General features: G+C 36.9%; 23 protein-coding genes and 3 pseudogenes. 2 read left to right on the forward strand and 24 right to left on the reverse strand.

The features are described 5' to 3' along the window. Positions 1–691 precede the first annotated feature (691 nt). The 14 genes from recO to rpsU form a co-directional block, all read right to left on the reverse strand. Complete coding sequence (recO, locus tag ACFCYJ_RS23485) at positions 692–1,486, reverse strand: DNA repair protein RecO (RefSeq protein WP_376077730.1); 795 nt, start codon at positions 1,484–1,486, stop codon at positions 692–694. 184 nt (positions 1,487–1,670) lie between these two features. Next, entirely contained in the window at positions 1,671–1,817 is a 147-nt protein-coding gene (locus ACFCYJ_RS23490) for a hypothetical protein (protein ID WP_376077732.1), read from the reverse strand. Between the two features lie 291 nt (positions 1,818–2,108). Next, the gene (gene era, locus ACFCYJ_RS23495; protein ID WP_376077735.1) at positions 2,109–3,026 is read right to left on the reverse strand and encodes a GTPase Era; all 918 of its coding nucleotides are present in this window, start codon (positions 3,024–3,026) and stop codon (positions 2,109–2,111) included. Next, positions 3,013–3,426 carry a cytidine deaminase gene (locus ACFCYJ_RS23500; protein ID WP_249073509.1) on the reverse strand — a complete coding sequence of 138 codons (414 nt, stop codon included), beginning with the start codon at positions 3,424–3,426 and terminating at the stop codon, positions 3,013–3,015. Before ACFCYJ_RS23500 ends, era begins: the two co-directional genes overlap by 14 nt. Before the next feature lie 108 nt (positions 3,427–3,534). After that, positions 3,535–3,885, reverse strand: coding sequence for a diacylglycerol kinase family protein (locus ACFCYJ_RS23505; protein WP_376077737.1), 351 nt, complete (start codon positions 3,883–3,885; stop codon positions 3,535–3,537). Continuing rightward, positions 3,886–4,359, reverse strand: coding sequence for an rRNA maturation RNase YbeY (ybeY, locus tag ACFCYJ_RS23510; RefSeq protein WP_376077740.1), 474 nt, complete (start codon positions 4,357–4,359; stop codon positions 3,886–3,888). Between the two features lie 8 nt (positions 4,360–4,367). Continuing rightward, positions 4,368–6,488 (reverse strand): HD family phosphohydrolase, encoded by a 2,121-nt coding sequence (locus tag ACFCYJ_RS23515; protein ID WP_376077743.1) that lies wholly within the window; start codon positions 6,486–6,488, stop codon positions 4,368–4,370. Between the two features lie 304 nt (positions 6,489–6,792). Further along, positions 6,793–7,749, reverse strand: coding sequence for a PhoH family protein (locus tag ACFCYJ_RS23520; protein ID WP_323647261.1), 957 nt, complete (start codon positions 7,747–7,749; stop codon positions 6,793–6,795). A gap of 2 nt (positions 7,750–7,751) precedes the next feature. Next, a complete protein-coding gene (locus ACFCYJ_RS23525) occupies positions 7,752–8,870 on the reverse strand; it encodes a sporulation protein YqfD (protein WP_376077746.1) in 1,119 nt (372 codons plus the stop codon). After that, positions 8,860–9,120 (reverse strand): hypothetical protein, encoded by a 261-nt coding sequence (locus ACFCYJ_RS23530; protein ID WP_376077749.1) that lies wholly within the window; start codon positions 9,118–9,120, stop codon positions 8,860–8,862. Before ACFCYJ_RS23530 ends, ACFCYJ_RS23525 begins: the two co-directional genes overlap by 11 nt. Before the next feature lie 55 nt (positions 9,121–9,175). After that, on the reverse strand, positions 9,176–9,664 hold the full coding sequence (locus ACFCYJ_RS23535; protein ID WP_376077750.1) for a hypothetical protein: 489 nt from the start codon (positions 9,662–9,664) through the stop codon (positions 9,176–9,178). 29 nt (positions 9,665–9,693) lie between these two features. After that, entirely contained in the window at positions 9,694–10,695 is a 1,002-nt protein-coding gene (floA, locus tag ACFCYJ_RS23540) for a flotillin-like protein FloA (RefSeq protein ID WP_376077752.1), read from the reverse strand. Positions 10,696–10,698: 3 nt separating this feature from the next. Continuing rightward, positions 10,699–12,027 (reverse strand): NfeD family protein, encoded by a 1,329-nt coding sequence (locus ACFCYJ_RS23545; protein ID WP_376077754.1) that lies wholly within the window; start codon positions 12,025–12,027, stop codon positions 10,699–10,701. A gap of 331 nt (positions 12,028–12,358) precedes the next feature. After that, positions 12,359–12,532 (reverse strand): 30S ribosomal protein S21, encoded by a 174-nt coding sequence (rpsU, locus tag ACFCYJ_RS23550; RefSeq protein WP_004227078.1) that lies wholly within the window; start codon positions 12,530–12,532, stop codon positions 12,359–12,361. A gap of 221 nt (positions 12,533–12,753) precedes the next feature. On the opposite strand from rpsU, the pseudogene ACFCYJ_RS23555 reads away from it, so the two are divergent. Together ACFCYJ_RS23555 and ACFCYJ_RS23560 are read left to right on the forward strand one after the other, a co-directional pair. Then, a pseudogene (locus ACFCYJ_RS23555) lies at positions 12,754–14,092 on the forward strand (TrkH family potassium uptake protein). 49 nt (positions 14,093–14,141) lie between these two features. Continuing rightward, positions 14,142–14,796 (forward strand): annotated as a pseudogene (locus ACFCYJ_RS23560) (potassium channel family protein). Between the two features lie 47 nt (positions 14,797–14,843). Here ACFCYJ_RS23560 and ACFCYJ_RS23565 read toward each other — a convergent pair. The 10 genes and pseudogenes from ACFCYJ_RS23565 to ACFCYJ_RS23610 all read right to left on the reverse strand — a co-directional run. Next, positions 14,844–15,413: a manganese catalase family protein gene (locus ACFCYJ_RS23565; RefSeq protein WP_376077757.1), complete on the reverse strand. Its 570-nt coding sequence runs from the start codon at positions 15,411–15,413 to the stop codon at positions 14,844–14,846. A 143-nt stretch (positions 15,414–15,556) separates the two neighbouring features. Then, positions 15,557–15,820 (reverse strand): spore coat protein CotJB, encoded by a 264-nt coding sequence (locus tag ACFCYJ_RS23570; RefSeq protein WP_376077759.1) that lies wholly within the window; start codon positions 15,818–15,820, stop codon positions 15,557–15,559. Beyond that, on the reverse strand, positions 15,813–16,064 hold the full coding sequence (locus ACFCYJ_RS23575) for a spore coat associated protein CotJA (protein WP_483869492.1): 252 nt from the start codon (positions 16,062–16,064) through the stop codon (positions 15,813–15,815). The genes ACFCYJ_RS23570 and ACFCYJ_RS23575 overlap by 8 nt, the downstream gene beginning before the upstream one ends. Positions 16,065–16,260: 196 nt before the next feature. Beyond that, positions 16,261–16,746 carry a DedA family protein gene (locus ACFCYJ_RS23580; RefSeq protein ID WP_376077765.1) on the reverse strand — a complete coding sequence of 162 codons (486 nt, stop codon included), beginning with the start codon at positions 16,744–16,746 and terminating at the stop codon, positions 16,261–16,263. A gap of 647 nt (positions 16,747–17,393) precedes the next feature. Then, positions 17,394–18,065: a deoxyribose-phosphate aldolase gene (gene deoC / locus ACFCYJ_RS23585; protein WP_376077768.1), complete on the reverse strand. Its 672-nt coding sequence runs from the start codon at positions 18,063–18,065 to the stop codon at positions 17,394–17,396. A 397-nt stretch (positions 18,066–18,462) separates the two neighbouring features. After that, positions 18,463–18,660, reverse strand: coding sequence for a helix-turn-helix transcriptional regulator (locus ACFCYJ_RS23590; RefSeq protein WP_376077771.1), 198 nt, complete (start codon positions 18,658–18,660; stop codon positions 18,463–18,465). Continuing rightward, positions 18,660–18,959: a hypothetical protein gene (locus tag ACFCYJ_RS23595; RefSeq protein WP_376077772.1), complete on the reverse strand. Its 300-nt coding sequence runs from the start codon at positions 18,957–18,959 to the stop codon at positions 18,660–18,662. Before ACFCYJ_RS23595 ends, ACFCYJ_RS23590 begins: the two co-directional genes overlap by 1 nt. Before the next feature lie 290 nt (positions 18,960–19,249). Then, positions 19,250–19,394: pseudogene (locus tag ACFCYJ_RS23600) on the reverse strand (IS5/IS1182 family transposase); the annotation flags it as partial. A gap of 104 nt (positions 19,395–19,498) precedes the next feature. Beyond that, positions 19,499–20,848: a tRNA (N(6)-L-threonylcarbamoyladenosine(37)-C(2))-methylthiotransferase MtaB gene (gene mtaB / locus ACFCYJ_RS23605; RefSeq protein WP_376077775.1), complete on the reverse strand. Its 1,350-nt coding sequence runs from the start codon at positions 20,846–20,848 to the stop codon at positions 19,499–19,501. Positions 20,849–21,186: 338 nt separating this feature from the next. After that, the coding region (locus ACFCYJ_RS23610) for a hypothetical protein (RefSeq protein ID WP_376077777.1) at positions 21,187–21,515 on the reverse strand (329 nt) is incomplete at its 5' end.

The following is a 21,515-nucleotide window of genomic DNA, read 5'->3' on the forward strand; positions in this document are numbered from 1 at the left end:
GCTTAGGCCTGCAGATGTTTTTTGCGCGAAAGTGTAGCGGCAGCAGCAGATGTTTTTTGCGTGAAAGTGTAGCGGCAGCGGCAACAACATGAAGGCCGACACGATGTCGGTCATTTCGGTAATGCCACGTTCGTGGTGTTTTTACCAATGCAGGTCAGTTAGCCTAGGTGGGAGACTTTTGTATCTGTCGCTACGAAAACATTTGTAGCTGACGCTTTGCTTTCGCTACGAAAAACATTTGCTGAAAGAAGGTAAATATCATCATCTATATTAATTACAATATCATAGAGTAAAATGTCTTTTCAACTAGTATATGGTATTGGAATGAACAGTTTATACTATGTTTATATTGAAAACTGTAACAAAATTAATATTTTAGACCTAGAAAATTTATTTCGTAGCAGCTATTAATTTTAAATAAAAAGTATACAAAGACCTATTTATTAGAAAACAGAAGTTTATATTTATAAGTTATAGTTAAATTTCTCTCAAAAATAAAATTTCTGCGAATGATACAGGATTAATCAATTTGTCCTAATGTCATTAGCAAAAAAAGCAATGCCACTATAAAAAAATAACATTTTGATAAAATAACGCCTAGCATTCGGATGGATAACATTAGGAGTCCGCCTTTTCCCTGTATTTTCAAGACGAATTTTTTAAAAAAAGAAAAAATGCCAGAAGATCAATATTAATGATCTTCTGGCGTTTTTTCTTGTTCTGTATTTGTTCTTAACTGAAATTCAGGCGTTCGCTCTAGCTGTTCAATAAATTTTTTAGTCTTAAAATGAATTCCTGTTTGTTCCTCGTAAATGGTTGTAATTATTTTTTTTATAAAATATTTCGTTTCCTTTTTTAGGTCTAGTTTTCCAATCTGGTCAATTGGTACAGTATAGAACATCCGAATAAGCTTAAGCTGGGTCGGTGTTAATCGAATGATATAAGGATCCTGCTGATAACAACGATGACATAAAAAACCTCCCTGCGCAAAAGAAAATGCAAATTCACCATCTATGGCACCACATGCAGCACAAGCATGTAATATAGGCTGTACACCTGTATAGGGTAGCATTTTCCATTCTACAAACAATGTAATGGCCTCCGGGTCATAACCTTCCTCAATTGCTTGTAATGCTTGAAGGAGCACATCAAATGCAAGTGGCTCAGATTTCCCCTCTTCTACTACTCGCTCGACAAGTTCCATTATATAACTTGCATATGCTGTTGCCATTATATCCTCACGAATATGGCGCATTGAATTAAGATGCTCACCTTGTTGCAATGTTCCCATACCAGTATGATGCTGTACCATAAACATGCCATATGTAAATGGCTGTGTCACAGATGCTAATCTACTGGAAGGCTTCTTCGCTCCTCGAGCCATCGTTGCAACCTTTCCCGCTTCTCTTGTTAGTAATGTTACAATTTTATTTGATTCTCCATAGGCACGCACCTTTAGGACAATCCCTTCCCATTTATGAAGCATCGATCCCCCTCCTTTCTACAAGCTTCGCTTTCGCGCAGATAAACAATGCGTCCGGAATCGGCTTTGTGCTTAGGCCTGCACGAGGGCCGACACGATGTCGGTCATTTCGGTAATGCCACAGGACGTGGTGTTTTTACCGATGCAGGTCAGTTAGCCGTTATCGCATGGATGCGATGATTTTAGGCTAACATCCCTTAAGAACTCCTTTCCGATTCCGTGACATCCGCCGGAGGCTTAGGCCAACACGATGTTGGTCACTCAGTCGTGTGTTGTTGCTGTCGCTTCGCTTTCGCACAGATAAAACCGTGTTGCTGTCGCTTCGCTTTCGCACAGATAAATTGCCACAGGACGTGGCGTTCTTAGACTGAGTTCCTCTATTTCAGCGGGCGTCCAAACACCTGTAGCTGACGCTTTGCTTTCGCTACAAAAAACATCTGTACCTGCCGCTTTGCTTTCGGTACAAAAAACACCTGTACCTGCCGCTACGCTTTCGGTACAAAAAACACCTGCTGAAAGAAGTGAAAATAGAGCTCTCCAATAAATTATTGGACAGCTCCATTTAAAACTACAGCGACAAATAGGAATGTTGTAAAGATGTTTAGTAGCTTAACAGCAGACCCTATTAATATTCATCATCACGGAAACCGAAGTCACGTAAATGTGTTGATTTATTTCGCCAATCCTTTTGCACCTTTACCCAAAGCTCTAAATACACTTTTGAACCAAGAAGCATCTCAATATCTTTTCTTGCACGTATCCCTACTTCTTTTAATAGCGCGCCACGTTTACCAATGACAATCCCTTTTTGCGAATCTCTTTCCACGATAATCGTTGCTGCTACACGAATTTTATCTTCATTTTCTTCATCACGGCGAATTTTATCAATAACAACAGCAATGGAATGAGGTATTTCTTCACGTGTTAAATGTAACACTTTTTCACGAATTAACTCTGAAATAATAAAACGCTCAGGATGATCCGTTACTTGATCTGCTGGATAATATTGTGGACCCTCTGGTAAATATTTCGCTAATGTCGTTAATAAATCTTCTACATTATTCCCTTGTAATGCTGAAATCGGTACTATTTCCGCAAAGTCATAACGGTCTTTGTAGCTTTCAATTATCCCTATTAATTCATCGGGATGAATTTGATCGATTTTATTGATTACCAGGAAGACAGGGGTTGGATTACCCGCCAGCATTTCAAGGATGAATTCGTCACCCTTTCCAAGTTTCTGCTCTGCGTTGACCATGAACATAATAACATCCACTTCACGCAATGTATTTTTAGAAACCTTTAGCATAAAATCCCCTAGCTTATGTTTCGGCTTGTGGATTCCTGGTGTATCGATAAAAATCATTTGACTATCATTTGATGTTAGTACACCTTGTACTTTATTTCGTGTTGTTTGTGGTTTATCACTCATAATCGCAATTTTTTGACCAATAACACGGTTTAAAAACGTTGATTTCCCAACATTTGGTCGACCGATTATGGAGATAAAGCCTGACTTATAGCCTTTATTATTTTCCAGCATTCTCTAAATCCTCCGTTGTAAATGCAAACGGTAGTAATTCGCCTACAGACGTTACCGTGACATCACCTTTTAAATTTGTTAAATATACAGGCATAGATGGCTCGCAAAATTCCATCATCACTTGACGACAAGCTCCGCATGGCGCACATGGTCCATCCGTATCAGCTACAATAGCAATCGCCTCAAAATCATAAATACCTTCTGACACAGCTTTGAAAAATGCTGTACGCTCAGCACAATTGGTCATACTATAACCTGCATTTTCAATATTGCAGCCATGAATGACCTCTCCATTTTTCGTTAAAATCGCCGCGCCAACTTTAAATTTTGAATAAGGTACATAAGCCTTTTCACGCGCTTTTTTTGATTCCTCTAGTAATGCATGCATATCAATTGTCATTAATGTTCTCCTCTACATAATCAATTACGCCTTGGCGTAATTGATTAAATCATTATTCTTCAGCACAACTGCTACTACTTCATGACCGATTATTAATTTTTTGTAATATCAAAACCATTTCGGTATAAATATGAGTAATCCGATTATAGCACTGAATATCGCAAATACAAGTACTGCACCTGCTGCAAGATCTTTAGCCTGCTTAGCAAGCGGATGGATAGTAGGTGAAGCTAAATCCACTACTCGTTCAATTGCTGTATTAATCATTTCAAGTGCAAACATAAGAGCAATTAATAACAATACAATATACCATTCTATACGTGATAATTCCGTAAAATAGCCAGCAATCAAAACTATTCCTGCACTTAGTAAGTGGAATCTAAAATTTTGCTCCGTAAAGGCTGTAATAATACCTTTAAAGGCATACCCAAAAGAGCGTACAAATTTGCGAACATTCATTTATTCTCGTCCTAAGCCAAAAGATTGTAAAATCTCATCCTGCTTACTGAACATCACCTTTTCATCTTCTGGCACCATATGATCATAGCCAAGTAAATGTAAGAAACCGTGGACCGCTAAAAAGCCTAATTCTCGCTCAAATGTATGCCCATATTCCTCTGCTTGCTCTTTTGTACGATCTGTAGAAATAATAATATCTCCTAAGATACGAGGCATCCCTTCAAATGTTACTTCCATTTCCCCCTCACCTAATTCCTCCAGGGCAAACGAGATCACATCTGTCGGTTGATCCTTGTCACGATATTCTCGGTTTATTTCTTGAATCGCTTCATTTGTAACGAATGTCACTGACACTTCCGTTTCCGGCTCAATCTTCTCTAGTTTCGCAGCTTGCTGCAAAAGCTTTTCAACAAGCTCCATATGTTCAGTAGCCACTTCATTTGTTTCATCTGTAAAATCAATTGTTAAAATCATAGATCCTCCTACTTATCTGCCTTTGGATATTCAATTCGTGAGTGGAAAATTCCATTCAACGTTTCACAAAGTACTCTCTCTATACATTTTAACTCTTTTATTGAAATATCGCATTCATCAAACTGACTGTCTTGTACTCGATCATCAATAATTGCTCGTACCAACTTTTGAATTTTCTCTGCATTCGGTTCCTTCATCGATCGAACCGCTGCCTCAACACTATCTGCAACACTAATAACTGCCGCTTCTTTCGTTTGTGGTTTCGGACCTGGATATCTGTACGTTGTATCATCTAAACATTTTCCTTCTTCCTTCGCTTTAAAGTAGAAGTATTTTAACAGACTAGATCCGTGATGCTGCAAAGCAATATCAATAATTTCCTGTGGCATCTTATATTGTTTTAGCATTTCAGCCCCATCAGTTGTATGCGCGATTATAATTTCTGCACTTTTTTCCGGGGACAATGAATCGTGTGGGTTAATGCCCGACATTTGATTTTCGATGAAAAAGGCAGGACGCTTCGTTTTGCCAATATCATGATAATAGCATCCTACACGCGCCAATAAGCCATCTGCTCCAATTTCCTCACATGCAGCCTCTGCTAAGTTTGCCACCATTACACTATGATGATATGTTCCCGGCGCCTCCATTAGTAATTTTTTCAGCAATGGATGGTTTGGGTTCGATAATTCAATTAATCGTAACGACGACAATAAGCTAAATGCTGATTCAAAGAATGGCAAGAGACCCATTGTAAGAGCCCCCGATAATAGAGCCGACATCATTGCCGCGATAAAGTAAAACACTAACTCTGATAAGCCGTAGGAAGATTGTGTCATCAGTAAATAAAATGCAATAAATAACATATTTACGAGCCCTATGACGCCTACAGTATGTAGAATATGCGAACGTTTTTCCATACTTTGTAAAAAGAATAAACTCGCAAATCCTCCAAAAATTATATACAGTGTAATTTCCATCTGCATGACAGATGAATAACCTTCTTGGAAAATAACACCTGCAGATGCCGCTGTCATAACCGTAATAAGAACGGCAGCACGGTCATCCGCTAATAGCCGTACTAGCATTGTGGCCAAAGCTGTTGGGAAAAGGAAGGCAACTGTAACATCGAAGCCGCCTGAGACAAGGCTAATAAATTTCATCAGCAGGATCGATAAACTATAAACAATTACTGTTACCAACAGGGCATTACGTTTCTTGTGCTCATTTATATCCCAGCGTTCAAATAAAACAAACATGAACATCATTTCAAGAAGTATTAAAATAATCAGCCCTGCAATCGGTTTCATCGATGCCTTATTACTTACCATACCTAGAAGCTCTAATTGACGAAACGCCTCATTATCAATAATTTGCCCTTCCTGTACGATGATTTGACCTTGAAGAATTCGAGTTGGTTCAACTGATTCCTTCGCTTGTTCCTTTCGAATTTTCGTTTGTTCCTCGTTTATCGTCTCGTTTTCGATAATACTCGTACGTCCAATTAAAACTACCGTATTAAATATTTTATCAGGATAGCCTCGTTGTCCACGAATTTTTGTCTCAAAATCATTTTGAAACGCAAACACATTTTCTGATCGAATGGATTTTTGCAAATATTCCTGCACAGATTTTGATAGTTGCGTACTAGTCCTTTTTAAATCCGCTTCACTTTGTACTAACAAACCCTCTAGCTGTGAATCTGTAAAGATAATTGGCATTTGCTCCGAATCTATGGATTCAAACTTTTTGCGGAGCTTCGTCACTTGGTCGGCAATCGGAATAGGTTCTTTACTACTCTCAACATCCGCCTTTACTTCAAGAACATAGTCAAATAAAGACGTTACAATCGCAGCTCGCTGTTTTGCAACATCCGCAGAAAATTGATAGACTGGTTCAACTGCATTCGCTGCTTTTTCTCGTTCCTGTTGCGTTTTATAAGTATCTTCTATCGTTTTAGTAGATCGTACTGTTTCAGGCGCTAGCTGTAATGGTTTAAAATCATATGTAACACCTTTAACATTGCCATACATAAAAGTAAATTGTAGGGCTCCTGTTAAGATGAGAACGACAATTAAAAAGTAGCGAAAGCCAATAAGTTCTGTAATTTTTTTTAATTGTTTCTCCATCTTGCACCTCCTCTATCTACCTACTATCATACCAATTCAAAAAACATTTTTCCCGAAAAATGTATAAGAAAGTAAAAAAACAGCTATACACATCGTATAGCTGTCACAATTTTTTCCATTTTTCAACCATTTTCTATTTGTTAAATCTTTTATTTCCGTCATTACGCTTTCGGTGCAGACTTTTTTTAAAACCTGTTGCACCTGACGCTACGTTTCGGTGCAGACTTTTTTTAAACCTGTTGCACCTGCCGTTACGTTTCACTACACTTTCGGTGCAGACTTTAGAATTGCGCTTTGCGCAATTCTAAAGTTGCTGTTCTTCGTAGGCTTGGATGATTTTTGCTACGATTGGGTGACGTACTACATCGCCTTGTTCTAAAATTTGGAAATGTATAGATTTTACATATTTTAATGTTCGTTCTGCTACGATTAATCCAGATTCCGTGTTTTTTGGTAGGTCAATTTGTGTTTTGTCGCCGGTAATGACCATTTTTGAGCCAAAGCCTAGTCGCGTTAAAAACATTTTCATTTGCTGATGTGTCGTATTTTGAGCCTCATCTAAAATAACAAAGGCATCGTCTAATGTACGGCCGCGCATATACGCTAACGGTGCAATTTCGATTGTACCCCGTTCAATTAGCCTTTGCGTTTGTTCTGTCCCGTATATATCGTTTAAAGCGTCATAAAGAGGGCGTAAATAAGGATCTACCTTTTCCTTCAAATCCCCCGGAAGAAAGCCTAGCGACTCGCCTGCCTCTACTGCAGGGCGTGTTAAAATAATACGCTTTACGTGTCCGTTTTTTAGCGCCTGCGTTGCCATGACTACCGCTAAATACGTTTTCCCAGTACCGGCTGGTCCGATACCAAAAACAACGTCCTTATGACGGATTGCTTGTATGTATTCTCGTTGACCGATTGTTTTTGCACGGATAGGTTTTCCTTTCGTCGTGCGAGCTATTTCTTCATCATAAAGTTCTGCAAAATATTCAATCGTTCCTTTTTGTGTCATTTCAATAGCTGTTGCTACATCACGCTGATCAATATTAATTCCTTTACGAATGACCTTTAAAAGAGCATGTAAAAGGAATGTTGCTTGTTCCTTTGCATCCTCTTCACCTGCAAGCTGAATTTGTTCACCACGTGTAATAATGTGGACTTTTAGAGCCTCTTCGATTAATTTCATATTTGCATCGGAAATTCCGAGTAGCATAACCGCTTCGTTTGGATTATCCACTTGTAATACAGTTAAATGTTCTGACATAATCATTCTCCTTGTAGGCCTTGTATTGGACTGGCAATGTTTTCATTGACTAAAAATAGAACTTTCCCTTCAACTGTACCATTCCCCCACTTTACCTGTAAAAGGTTTTCTTTTTTAATAACCGTTTTTGCAGGTAATGAACGTAGTACCTTTTCATGAAGCAATGGTATGAGCAATGAATCTATTTTGGATTCATCAAGCTCTACTTGCATTTTTTTTGTGTACTGCTCCTCAACAATTGAAACATATGGATTGAGCCAATTAGGTAAATCTTTCTTTTGCACATAGTCAACTTTTTCTTTTTCTTGATGGATGCCTTTCACTAATACACGCCACTGCTTTTGTTGTAGCGTTTCCATCGTTAGTTTTGTTGGAATTTTAAATGAACATTCAAGCCAATAATCAGCGTAAACCTCTCCCTTTGCCCCAACAAACACTTGATCTTCACCACTTTCAATTACGCCACTTACGAGAACATCACCTTCGTAAGCAGTATCGTTAACTGAAATTTTTCGTTCACCATTTTGAATATTAAAGTGAGTAATAACACCACTTTTTGTTGCTACTAAATGCGTCGCTAGCTTTTCATTCGTTTGTTTAGTTTGTTTCGGGGACTCCTGAGGTCGTAAAATTACACGTCCACCATGCTTTTCAATATGCACCCACGAAAGATCTCGATGGCCTTCTAATAGCTTCTGACGAATGACAGCATCTGAGGGTAAGTCTTTTTTAGAAATGGGTGTTTCTAAGTGAAAGGTATCTTGAAAGGTCTCTCCTAGACGTTCCTCTAACTCCGGTGTTGCCGCTTTAATATCGATACGCCAAATAACCTGCGCACATAGTAATGGTATTAATATCATCAACGCTAGGCCAAGCAACGTCCAAAGCTGTGCTCGAAAAACTTGAAGTTCATCTGCATAATAGATAGCCATTTTAAGTCGGTAACGACTACGCACACGGCGAATCTTTGGTAGATAATGCATAGTTGTTTCAAAGGCAACCTCTTGCTCACGAAAAACAACACGCTTTAATGGCACATGTTGTGCATGCAATGCTTGAATAAAAGGATGAACATTTTCATGGCGCTTTATACGTATGATAATTGGCCGATTATTCCACATTATCGCTCACACCCATATCCTTTGTCATTTTCAAATGAAGCTCCTGTAAATCCTCTACTGAAAGAAGCAGCATTTCTTCTTTAAGAGCATTAATTTCTACTGATTTTCCACGCACAGTAATATGATAGTCTGCATAGATAAAAGAGCACGATGAAGCATCAGCATGTAGAAAACGATATGGGCCAATGATTTTTAATGTTTCATATTGTAATAATTCAAGTAGTGGCGTTAATTGAAATAGTTTTCTCATAAAAAAATGCCTCCTTCTTCGGCAATATATGCATCGAAAAAGGAGGACATGCTAGTTATTTTCTTTTTGCTTTTGGAGGGCCTAAAACTTCTGCCATTACAATAGCCTGCATAAGTGATTTTTTTGACGTTGGTAATTGAAAAGCCGATTGTGATTGAGCTACTCGCTCGTCTTTTTTCCCCGCTGCCAAACGTCCAATACTTTCTCTATTCGTAGGACGACCCACTTTCTCAGTCGGGATTAAAGATGGTGCTACATAGCTTGGTACTTTCTCATTTACTGTTTCTTCGACAATTTTTTTCGGCTCTTCAAATTTAGGCTGTTCATTTTCCCATTCACCTAAAAATCCACGTGCAAAATCCTCAAAGCTCTGTGGTTTAGAACGTTGCTGTGGAGTTACCTCTGCCTTTTTTATAACAGGAGGCTCAACATGTGAATCCTTATTATTAAAAGTCGGCATTGGTTTTTGTTCTTTCTTATTTTTTGATTTACCGAAAATAGAGCTGACTATGGCAATTATCACAAATATAATTAATTGTTCCATTTATTAGTACCGCTCCTTTCAGTTTTTTATTAGTTAGGTTCATTTGTTTCTGATTTATCTGAGCTTACTTTAGAAATGGAGTCTCGCATCGCTGTATCTGCTTGAATGTTGCGGTAGTTCATGTAATCCATGATACCAAGATTACCCGAACGTAGAGCTTCTGCCATTGCCTGTGGTACCTCAGCTTCTGCTTCTACTACTTTTGCTTTCATCTCTTGTACGCGTGCAATCATTTCTTGCTCGTTCGCTACAGCCATTGCACGACGTTCTTCAGCCTTCGCTTGGGCAATGTTTTTATCGGCCTGTGCTTGTTCAATTTGTAATTCAGCACCGATGTTTTTGCCGATATCAACATCAGCAATATCGATCGATAAGATTTCAAATGCTGTACCAGAATCTAAGCCTTTTGCTAATACAGTTTGAGAAATCATATCTGGATGTTCAAGAACATCCGTATGACTAGTAGCGCTACCAATTGTAGAAACGATCCCTTCACCTACACGGGCAATAACTGTTTCTTCACCCGCACCACCGACTAAACGTTCGATGTTTGCACGCACAGTAATACGTGCCTTTGCTTTTACTTCAATCCCGTTCATCGCTACACCTGCAATAAATGGTGTTTCAATGACTTTCGGATTAACAGACATTTGTACCGCTTCTAATACATCACGACCCGCTAAGTCAATAGCTGCACAGCGTTCAAATGATAATTCAATATTTGCACGGTGCGCCGCGATTAACGCATTTACAACACGGTCTACATTACCACCTGCTAAATAGTGACTTTCAAGTTGATTAATCGTCACAGGTAAACCTGCTTTATGTGCTTTAATTAATGGGTTTACAATTCGTGATGGGATTACACGACGTAAACGCATACCGATTAATGTAAATATACTAACTCGGACACCTGCAGCAAGTGCAGAAATCCACAGCGCCACTGGTACAAAGGTAAAGAATACCACGACAACAATGAATAATAAGACTAGCCCTGCAATTGGACCTATTAAAGCTAAATCAAAATCCATTTACTATTCCTCCATCTCTTTTTCTGTTTGTCTCACAACAATACGTGAGCCCTCTACTTTAATAACTTCTACATGTTTCCCAACATCAACATAGCCACCTTCTGATACTACGTCAATGCGCTCACTTCCAAATAACATTGTACCTGCCGGACGAAGTGGTGTAATCGCTGTACCCACTTTTCCAAGCAGCTCTGTGCGATTCACGTTAGATACATAGCCCTCTTCCGTCGTTGTCGCATCCATCAAGACTAGCTTGTTTAAAACATGCAATTTTTTACCGAAAAATTTCATCAGGATCACCATTCCTATTATCGCTACAACAAGCGCAATGAAAATCGCTATAATCATTTGCATCATGTTTGCACCTGCCAGTATTAGACTTAGTAATATTAGCACACCACCTAAAATACCAACAATACCTCCGGGGACAAAAAACTCCGCTACAACAAGCGCTAAGCCTGCAATAAACACAAGTAATGTCTCATAACCTGCCAAACCTGCCACCATATGACCGAAGAAAAATAATCCAAGTGCTGACAATCCCATTATACCTGGAACACCAAAACCTGGCGAATAAAGCTCAACTACAAGTCCCAAGCTTGCAATCGACAATAAAATCGGAACGATAATCGGATTCGTAATAAAACGAGCAAGTTTTTCGGCAAAAGTAGGTTCAACTGGAACGATGTCACTGCCTTTTAATTGCGTTTCTTCTAAAAGATCTTGGAAATTCGAAACTGTCCCCTTAGAATAACCAACCTTTTTTGCCTCCGAAGCCGATAAAGTTAATAAATTCCCTTCTCCTGCTCGAAATTCTGGTAAATCAACAGATACATCAGCCATTGCTCGTGCATATTTTGGATTGCGGTTTTTCGATTCTGCAGCTGCCTCCATTTGAGCAACCCATGCACTATGCGCCTTTAAGTCTGCTGCATTTCCTGCCGAGTCAATAACTGCAGCCGCCCCGATTGTTCCATTTGGCACCATATAGATTTCATCCGCATGTAAGGCTAAAAAGGCACCTGCAGAATGCGCGTCTTTGTTAATATACGCAATCTTACGTATATCTGTTGAATCCATAAGCATAGCAATATCCCCTGCTGCATTCACGAAACCGCCAGGCGTATGAATGTCTAAAATAATCGCCTCTGCATAGTTTTCTTCCGCCTCTTTAAAAGCTCGTTCTAAAAATGCGTGAAGTCCTCGTTCTACTTCATTATGAATTGGTATGTGGTAGACCTTACTACTTGCAAAAGCAGACGTTAATGGAAACGCTAACAAAAACGTCGCCCAAATAACTAATAAATAACTGAGGATTCTTCGTCTTCGCATCTTTTTCCCTCCCTTCTAACATGCTTCTCTTCTGTATATACGATTGACTATGCAAAAAGTTTCATAAATCCTAATAATTTTATTATACAGTGAATTTTTAATCGTGGAGTTTTAATAATTATAGCTTTTACAATATTATCAGTTTATAACATAAAAACCGAATGAATCTCAAGGATTACATTCGGCTTCTCCAATATGTACGTAAATTTGAGCTTAATGTAAAATACCTGAAATTAATCGAAATACGATTAATTTCAGGTATATTTTTGTCTGCTCAGTGAATCATACAATTGCGTGTTATGAACGTAGGGATTTTTAATGGGAAATTAAATTACCACTTACGTTTACGTGCAGCTTCTGATTTCTTTTTACGTTTTACGCTAGGTTTTTCGTAGAACTCGCGCTTTCTAACTTCTTGAATTGTACCACTTTTTGATACAGTACGTTTGAAGCGGCGAAGAGCATCTTCAAGCGATTCGTTTTTGCGAACGACAGTTTTTGACATCTCTCTTTCCCTCCCTCCGAACACACGTCAATACACAATTAGGCTAATAACCATCTGCTGTGTACTAAAGAATTATAACGTATTGTCTAAAAATGGTCAATAGAAAGTGTGTGAATTAATCTGGTGAATTTTTGGTTTTATTACCTTAGGAATTTTCAGCCTGCTTTGGACAACAATAAACATACATAATCTTTCATTAAAAGTTCATTGAGGAGAATAAAATGAAAACATTTATAAATAAATTAAATCCTCCAAAAATACTTGTAACTAGGCTTTGCCGTTATCATTTTAATCGGGACATTTTTCTTAACACTCCCCATTGCAACAGTCGATCGTAATGGCCTTTCATTTTTAGATGCTCTATTTACAGCTACCTCTGCTACGTGTGTTACAGGACTGGTTGTTGTAGATACCGGTAATACATTTTCGATATTTGGAGAATTAGTCATTCTTTTTCTTATCCAAATTGGCGGATTGGGCTTTATGACATTTGCGACATTATTATTTTTGTTATTAGGAAAAAAGATTTCTTTAAAAGAACGACTTTTGTTAAAAGAGGCATTTAATAACGTAACAATTGCTGGTCTAGTTAAATTAGTTAAAAGGATCCTGTTATTTACGGCATTAATTGAACTACTAGGCGGCTTCATTTTATCTATTCGTTTTGCGTTCGATATGCCTGTAGGAAAAGCCTTTTATTTTGTTTTTTTTCACGCCATATCGAATTTTAATAATGCTGGGTTTGATTTAATGGGTGACTTTAAGAGCTTAACAGCATACGTAGACGACCCTTTCGTCGTATTAACTATTTGTGCACTTATTACGATCGGGGGCTTAGGATTTATTGTTATCAATGAATTATATGAATACCGCGGAACAAAACGACTTTCAGTGCATACCAAAATTGTTTTAACTACAACATTTATTTTAACAGTCGGCTCTACGCTCTTAATTTTCTTATTTGAATACGGAAATAGTAAAACACTTGGGCCACTATCTGAATGGGGCAAAATTCTTGGTTCATTATACCAAACAGTTACACCAAAAACTTCTGGCTCTCATACCCTTCCTATTGGTGATTTAACACATTCAACATTATTTTTAATAATTTGGCTAATGTTCATCGGAGGTGGTTCTGGATCAACTGCTGGAGGTATTAAAATTACGACTTTCGCTGTTTTAGTTGCTACGATGTGGTCTCAAATAAAAGAGAAAGAAGATGTAGTGCTTTTTAGACGTAGAATTGTTAATGAAACGATTTTAAAAGCTTTGACAGTCACAATGTGTGGGATGATGATCGTCGTCCTTGTTATCATTGTCTTAAGTCTTATTGAACAACGTCATAGTTTTAGGATGTATTTATTTGAGGCTACCTCTGCATTTGGAACAGCCGGACTTACAATGGGGTTAACTCCCGAGCTATCAACCGGCGGCCGTCTTCTTATCATATTGACAATGTTTGCAGGAAGATTGGGCCCCTTAACAATTGCTTTTGCCATCACAAAACGTCGAAAAACAGAGGCCTTCCGCCATCCAAAAGGAAAGATTATGATCGGATAACTATGATCAAGGAGCGATGTGTACAATGACGATCAAATAATATGCTGTTATAGGTCTTGGTAGGTTTGGCGTAAGTGTAGCCCGCAAATTATTTGAAGCTGAGCACGAAGTTTTAGGAATTGATATTAATGAGGAAAGAGTCGAAGATGCCGAACCTTATGTGACACATGCAGTAGTTGCTGATACGACAGAGGAAAAAGCACTTAACTCCATAGGGATCAGAAATTTCGATTGTGTCATTTGTCGCTATAGGTATAGATATGCAATCAAGTATTTTAGCGGTCTCATTATTAAAGGAGCTAGGCATCAAAAAAATAATTGTCAAGGCTCTTGGAAAAAGACACGGACAAGTTTTAGACAAGGTTGGTGCAAATTGGATTATTTATCCTGAACGAGATATGGGAGAGCGAGTAGCCAATCAGCTGCTTTCACCAAATATGCTAAATTATATTGACTTGTCAAAAGAATACAGTATAGAGGAAATTATGATTCCTCCTAAAATGGCTGGCCAAAATCTAAGAGATTTAGACATTCGAGCGAAATATAATGTCAGTGTGATTGCCATAGTTCGAGACGGCAATATTACCATTTTACCTTCTCCAGATCAGATTATAGAAGAAAGGGATATACTGGTTATGATTGGCCATAGAAAGGATCTTACTTATTTTCAAATGTTGAATAGAAAAAAGGCTAAATTAAAATAGGCTGTGTCCAAAGGTGATTCTCCCCTCGAAACAGCCTTCGACATTTTTTAAAAAATTTTCTTGTTATCCCTATCGTCTTTTAAAATCTCTACAGCCTCTCTGAAACGTAGAGAATGGACGATTTCTCGTTCACGTAAAAATTTCAAGCTATCATTCAAATCAGTGTCATCAGATAAATCAATAATCCACTGATAAGTCGCTCTTGCTTTTTCTTCGGCTGCGATATCCTCATACAAATCAGCGATCGGATCTCCTTTAGCCTGAATATAAGTTGCTGTGAACGGTGATCCAGCTGCATTTTGATAAAATAACGCCCTGTCATGATTGGCATAATGTTCTCCAAGGCCTGCCTCTTTTAACATCTCTGGAGTGGCATCCTTCGTCAGTTTATAAATCATCGTGGCAATCATTTCCAAGTGAGAAAATTCCTCTGTCGCTATGTCAGTTAACAATCCGACCACTTTGTCGGGAATCGTATAGCGCTGATTCATATAGCGAAGTGCTGCTGCTAATTCTCCGTCTGCACCACCATACTGCTCAATTAAATACTTCGCCAACATAGGGTTACATGTACTCACCCTTACTGGATACTGGAGCTTCTTTTCATAGTACCACAAAAATAATTCCTCCTAATTACTCATAATCAATTATGCCTCGGCATAATTGCGTCAGAATCGGCTTTGTGCTTGCACAAAGAACTCCTAAAACATCTGTAGCTGACGTTTCACTTTCGCTACCCAAAAACAATTGCTGAAAGGAGTTAGACTTGCCATGGCCAAGGTGTATCAACCCAATTAAAAGGATAATTTGAATAACTTCTCCCAAAATTCATAAGCGGACCAAATTTCTGTTCAAATCCAACCTTTAGTCGCATACTGATTTCAGTGTTTTCGTTAAATTGCTGAATAGCATCATAATCGTGGGGATGAGTATCTAAATAAAGATTTAATTCCACTATTACAAAATCAATAGCTTGTATTTCTTCAAGTAGCTTATAAAATTCGGGTGGCATCTCTTTACTCATTCTTCATCCCTCCTTTTTCAGGATTTGGATAGGGGCTAAATAATTGAGGCCATAATGTGCCAGATCTGAGAGCTTCCCTAGGGGTTTGATATTGTGGTAGCCCAGGCGGTTGAAAACCCATATATAATTGGGGTGGTGTAGAAAAACTTTTAACTCTTATAGGTGGACATGGATCGTATTGGCTAATAAAAGGCTTCCAGTATTTATATTGCGAAAACATTGTATCCTCCCTTCTATAATCCATTACATCAGTGGAGTATATGAGGTAGATAAAATTTTTATTCTGACTAGTGTTGGTATCTGATGGAAATCACCTCCCCAGAGTGCTAAGCATCTAAAATACACATAAAACAGCCCGCATTTTGAAAAACGCGAGCTGTATGTTGTATTATGCATTTTAGTTCCATTCAAGCTTTAAATAAAAATTGCACTGCAATATCTTATATAGTTACACCAAGAAAATATCCTATAGAAATAAAAATAATTACCCATACCATAGCCCCAAAACAAGCAAAAGCCAGATAAGTACTAAACTTCATCTGTGTTATTCCTGACATGTAACTTGTAACATGTCTAATACCCGGAACAAAATATCCTATAATTATTGTCCACGGTCCAAAACGATGAAACCACCGTTCAACTTTAGTAAATCGTCTATTATTGAGTCCAAACCACTTTCCATATTTTAATATTAATGGTTTTCCTAATTTATTTCCAATCGCGTAGCTAAATACCATACCAGTGGATGCACCTAAAAAGCTTAAGAAAATACTCAACAGAAAGTTTAAATGTCCATCTTGACACAAAAATCCCACAAACGTCATCAAGATCTCATCGGGAATGGGTAAGCCAATTATTCCTAAAGATAAGATTAAAAATATAGCTAGATATCCATATTGACTTATAAAACTGCTTATGAATTCCACGGATAGTTTCTCCTTTTTTTAATACAATTCGTTACCTTTATCACCAAACATCATATATTCCCCCATTTTAAGGATTAAAACACGAAGGATTATTAAAAACGGAGAGGCACTTAAGATTAAATAATTGTAATTGATTGACCTGTTAATTCTCGCATTCAATCTTCAATACCCTATGTTATCGATGTTACTAAGTTATGTAAGAATTTGGTTCATATTTATACAAAGTTCATCATCAAGATATTTATATTTATAAAAATCTTGATGATGAACCATAAATTATAATATTACTCCTTATACATTTTTGCAATTACTCTTCATAATACATCATCTACTATGGGCTAAAAAGAGGCGTATTGTGGATGAAACAATTGCAATCAATTAATAGGTAAATTTTGATATTAAATCATCAAAAAATAGTAAGGAAATTTATCAACTTGCTCAATTTTTTATGTATAGGAATTTCAATTTTTCAATTGTATAGCGGTTTAATTATTATGGAGTTACCATTTTATTTTTGGTGAACATAAAGATTTAAGGAAATGAATATTTTCCATTATTAGACTACCAGAAAGGCATTTATCAAATTTTCAATGAAAACGGGGCTAGTTCATAATGAACAGCCCCGTACCATTTACTAATTATTACTATTAATAATTTGAATCTGCGATTAATCCGTTCATAATAGCAACACCAGAGCTTGCTCCAATACGAGTGGCTCCAGCCTCAACCATCTTTTTCATATCCTCTAAGCTACGTACACCGCCAGAAGCTTTTACACCTAAATCTGGACCTACTGTTTTACGCATTAAGGCAATATCTTCTGCTGTCGCGCCTCCAGTAGAAAAACCTGTTGATGTTTTCACATAGTCAGTACCTGCTGCCACAGCTAGCTCACATGCTTTTACTTTTTCTTCCTCAGTTAGAAGGCAAGATTCAATAATTACTTTTACAAGTGCGCTACCTTTTGTCGCTTCAACAACTGCAGCAATATCTGCTTGTACAAGGTCATAGTTTTTATCCTTTAATGCACCGATATTGATAACCATGTCTACCTCTTTTGCACCGTTAGCAATCGCATCTTTCGCTTCGAACGCTTTAACAGCTGGCGTGTTAGCACCTAAAGGGAAGCCAATTACTGTACAAACTAAAACATCTGAGCCTTGTAAAAGCTCGCTGCTATATTTCACCCAAGTTGGATTTACACAAACAGAAGCAAAGTTAAATTGTTTTGCCTCTGCACACAATTTTTCGATTTGCTCTTTTGTAGCTTCAGCCTTTAGTAATGTGTGATCAATCATACGTGCGAAATTTTGTTCCATTTTTATTAGACTCTCCTTCTATCAACAAGTTGTACGTACCTCTCTGGAATCATACCATTTTTTAACGTTGCCGTCTAATTTCTTTCCAAAATTAGATAAATTCTAATTATTTCAGAAACCCATTAAATTTGGATATCGATAGCGGGAAGCCACTTGATGTGCAAGTTTTTGCAATCTAATTGGTGTATGTTTCTCAGTTCTCGGAACTCTTTAAGAAAACTAGCATAAAACAGAGTCCCCATTAGATAAACAAATTCTATTTTTTGTCTACTTAATGGGGAGCAATCATATCGATAAATGACAAAATTTTGTTATGGTTCGCTTAAATTGCATATAGTTATAAAAACGTGTATTTCTGAAAGTTAATTTCAAAATACGCTTTTTTAAATGCCACTTTTTAATTTTCTTCAAAAATAAATAGTTCATTGACTGTAACCTGTAAAACAGATGCTAATTTAAAAGCTAAATGTAACGTAGGATCATACTTTGCATTTTCAATAGCATTAACAGTTTGTCTTGAAACACCACAATATTTTGCAATCTCATCTTGGGAAAGTTTTAAATGTTTGCGGATTTCTCTAATATTATTCTTCATTAGGCATACTTTCTTGAAAAGAATAATAGAGATACAAGATACACAATACATATTGTAAATAAGAAAATATACGGACTCATTCCCAGATTGATTGCTTGCCCTGTAATACTGCGGTAAATATCTAAAATAATTTCAATGACTAAAAACCCAATAACAACACTGAAAGTATAAGTCATTGCTTTGGATTTAATATAATCCTGACGTTCATCTTGTCGTTTTGCGATTGAATACAGTGTAAAAATAATAATGCTCATTGAGACTACAATTAAGCATAGAAAGATAATAACAAAAATATTCATACCACTCACTCCTACTCATATAATGTAAAAAGTATTTGACACTTTTAATGTAATTTATTTCCAATTTAATGTCAAATATCTTTTACATTCTATAGGTGATTTATACGATAAGATTTTAATTACATACAAGAAAAAAATATCCACGTTGAAGCAATATACTTCAGCGTAGATATTTAAGTTAGTCACTTTAATAATATAATTCTATAAAGTGTTTTATCAAATATGGTGTATATCATAAAAAATATTACAACATAACTTACTAAATCAATATATATTGATTTAGTATCTAGCATACAAAATTTATTTGTCAGTTCGTCCAAAATAAAAGAGAAATCAACAAGTTCATTTATTTGCCGGCATATTATCCTTCGGTACAACAATGTCATAAATTGCCATAAACACACTAAGATTAAGAGATTCTTGATTTAATATCAAAGAAATCAGTTGAAAGTTCGATTAAATCGAACTTTCAACTGTATATTGGACTTTTCAAGTGCCCTCAATGTTTGAACGGTGTTTTTAGTCATAGTTACCCTATTTTATTTTATAGTTTCTAATACACGAACAAATTGTCCTTTAGAATGAGGATATCCAGCTTGCGTAATTTTCACTTTCACAAGCTGACCGATTAGGCTTTCAGGACCTTCAAAGACTACCTTTAAGTAATTATCAGTATACCCTGTTAAAAGCCCTGCCTCATCGCTTCCATCATGCACGAATTCTTCAGGAATTACCTCTAGCACTTGATCTTCAAAGCGAGAAGCATATTCCTTTGCTAATTGATCATTTAAAGCGATTAATCGGTGAACACGTTCGTTTTTAATGTTCTCGTCAATTTGGTCCTCCATACGCGCGGCTGGTGTACCTGTACGTGGAGAGAATGGGAATACGTGTAATTCAGAAAACTTATGATCACGAATAAAGTTATATGTTTCCATAAACTCTTCCTCAGTTTCTCCTGGGAAACCTACGATTACGTCAGAAGTGACAGCCAAGTCTGGTAAAACTTCATGTAGTTTAGTTAAGCGTTCACCGAAGAACTCCATTGTATACTTACGACGCATACGTTTTAAAACTGTATCAGAGCCAGATTGGATTGGAATGTGTAAGTGGTTAACAACGATATTTGATTCACGTAAAACTTCAATCACTTCATCTGTTAATTGACTTGCCTCAATCGAAGAAATACGTAGACGTTTTAAGCCTTTCACATTTGCCTCTAAATCACGTAGTAGCTGGGCTAAATTGTAATCTTTTAAGTCTTGTCCATAGCCACCTGTATGAATACCAGTTAGAACAATTTCAAGGTACCCCGCATCCACTAATTGTTGGGCTTGATTCAATACTTCTTGAGGGTCTCGAGAGCGCATTAACCCACGTGCCCATGGAATAATACAAAACGTACAGAAGTTATTACAGCCTTCTTGTATTTTTAAAGATGCGCGTGTACGGTCTGTAAATGCAGGAACGTCTAATTCCTCATACACACGATTTTTCATAATGTTGCGTACAGCATTAATTGGTTGGCGTTCAGTAAGATATTGGTCTATGTAGCCAAGTAATTTTGTACGATCCTGTGTTCCTACTACAATGTCAACACCAGGAATCGCCATAATTTCTGCTGGAGAGGTTTGAGCGTAACATCCTGTAACACAAATAACAGCGTCTGGGTTTTGACGAATAGCTCGACGGATAACCTGACGTGATTTTTTATCCCCTGTATTTGTTACTGTACATGTATTAATGACATAAACGTCTGCTTGACGATCAAACTCCGTACGTTCATAGCCATCTTCTTTAAATAACTGCCAAATTGCTTCTGTTTCATAATGATTTACTTTACAACCTAAAGTATTTAGAGATACGGTTTTCGTACGCTCGTAACTCATAATATATATCATCCTTTCAATAGTACACTTCAAAAATTATTAACGTGTCTTATAATAGCACAAATAAATGTAATGAGCCTAGTTTTTTAGCTAGGCTCATTTTACTGCATATCTGATTAACAGCAACTAATCATAGTTGTTTGTTTTTCCTACTTTCCTAAATCATCAAAATACCCATTTAAGTTGTCGTATCAACTTAACATAAAGACAAACCTATAAAAGAACCAATAATTATAGATGCATTTCTTCTATTATATACAACAATAAAGACCACCCATCACGGAGTGGTCTTTACGTTAATTACAAAATTATTCCTATATAAGCTCTGTCAACAACATTTACTTTGTTTTTTTATCCTCAGCATTATCTAATAACCTAATAACCATAGATTGTGCACTTTCTGCTTGTTCTAATGCCTTATTTGTTAGTTCCGAAGATTCTTCCATTCCTTTTATCATTCTTTCAAAGGTCTCATATTGTAGCTTTTTGTGATTGAGACTTAGATTTATAATAGTCAATCCTATAGCAATAATTGAAATAGCAGTTGCCAGTATATCAGAATTTATAAATTTAATGTTTAAAAAAGGGAACGTTAAAAGTGATAATATAGAAAAGGCTAGACTAATTCTTTTGAGGACTTTAAATATTTTTCCAAATGAATACACAT

Origin of the sequence: Lysinibacillus sp. NPDC056232, assembly GCF_042267565.1 — a bacterium.
Classification (GTDB): Bacteria; Bacillota; Bacilli; order Bacillales_A; family Planococcaceae; genus Lysinibacillus.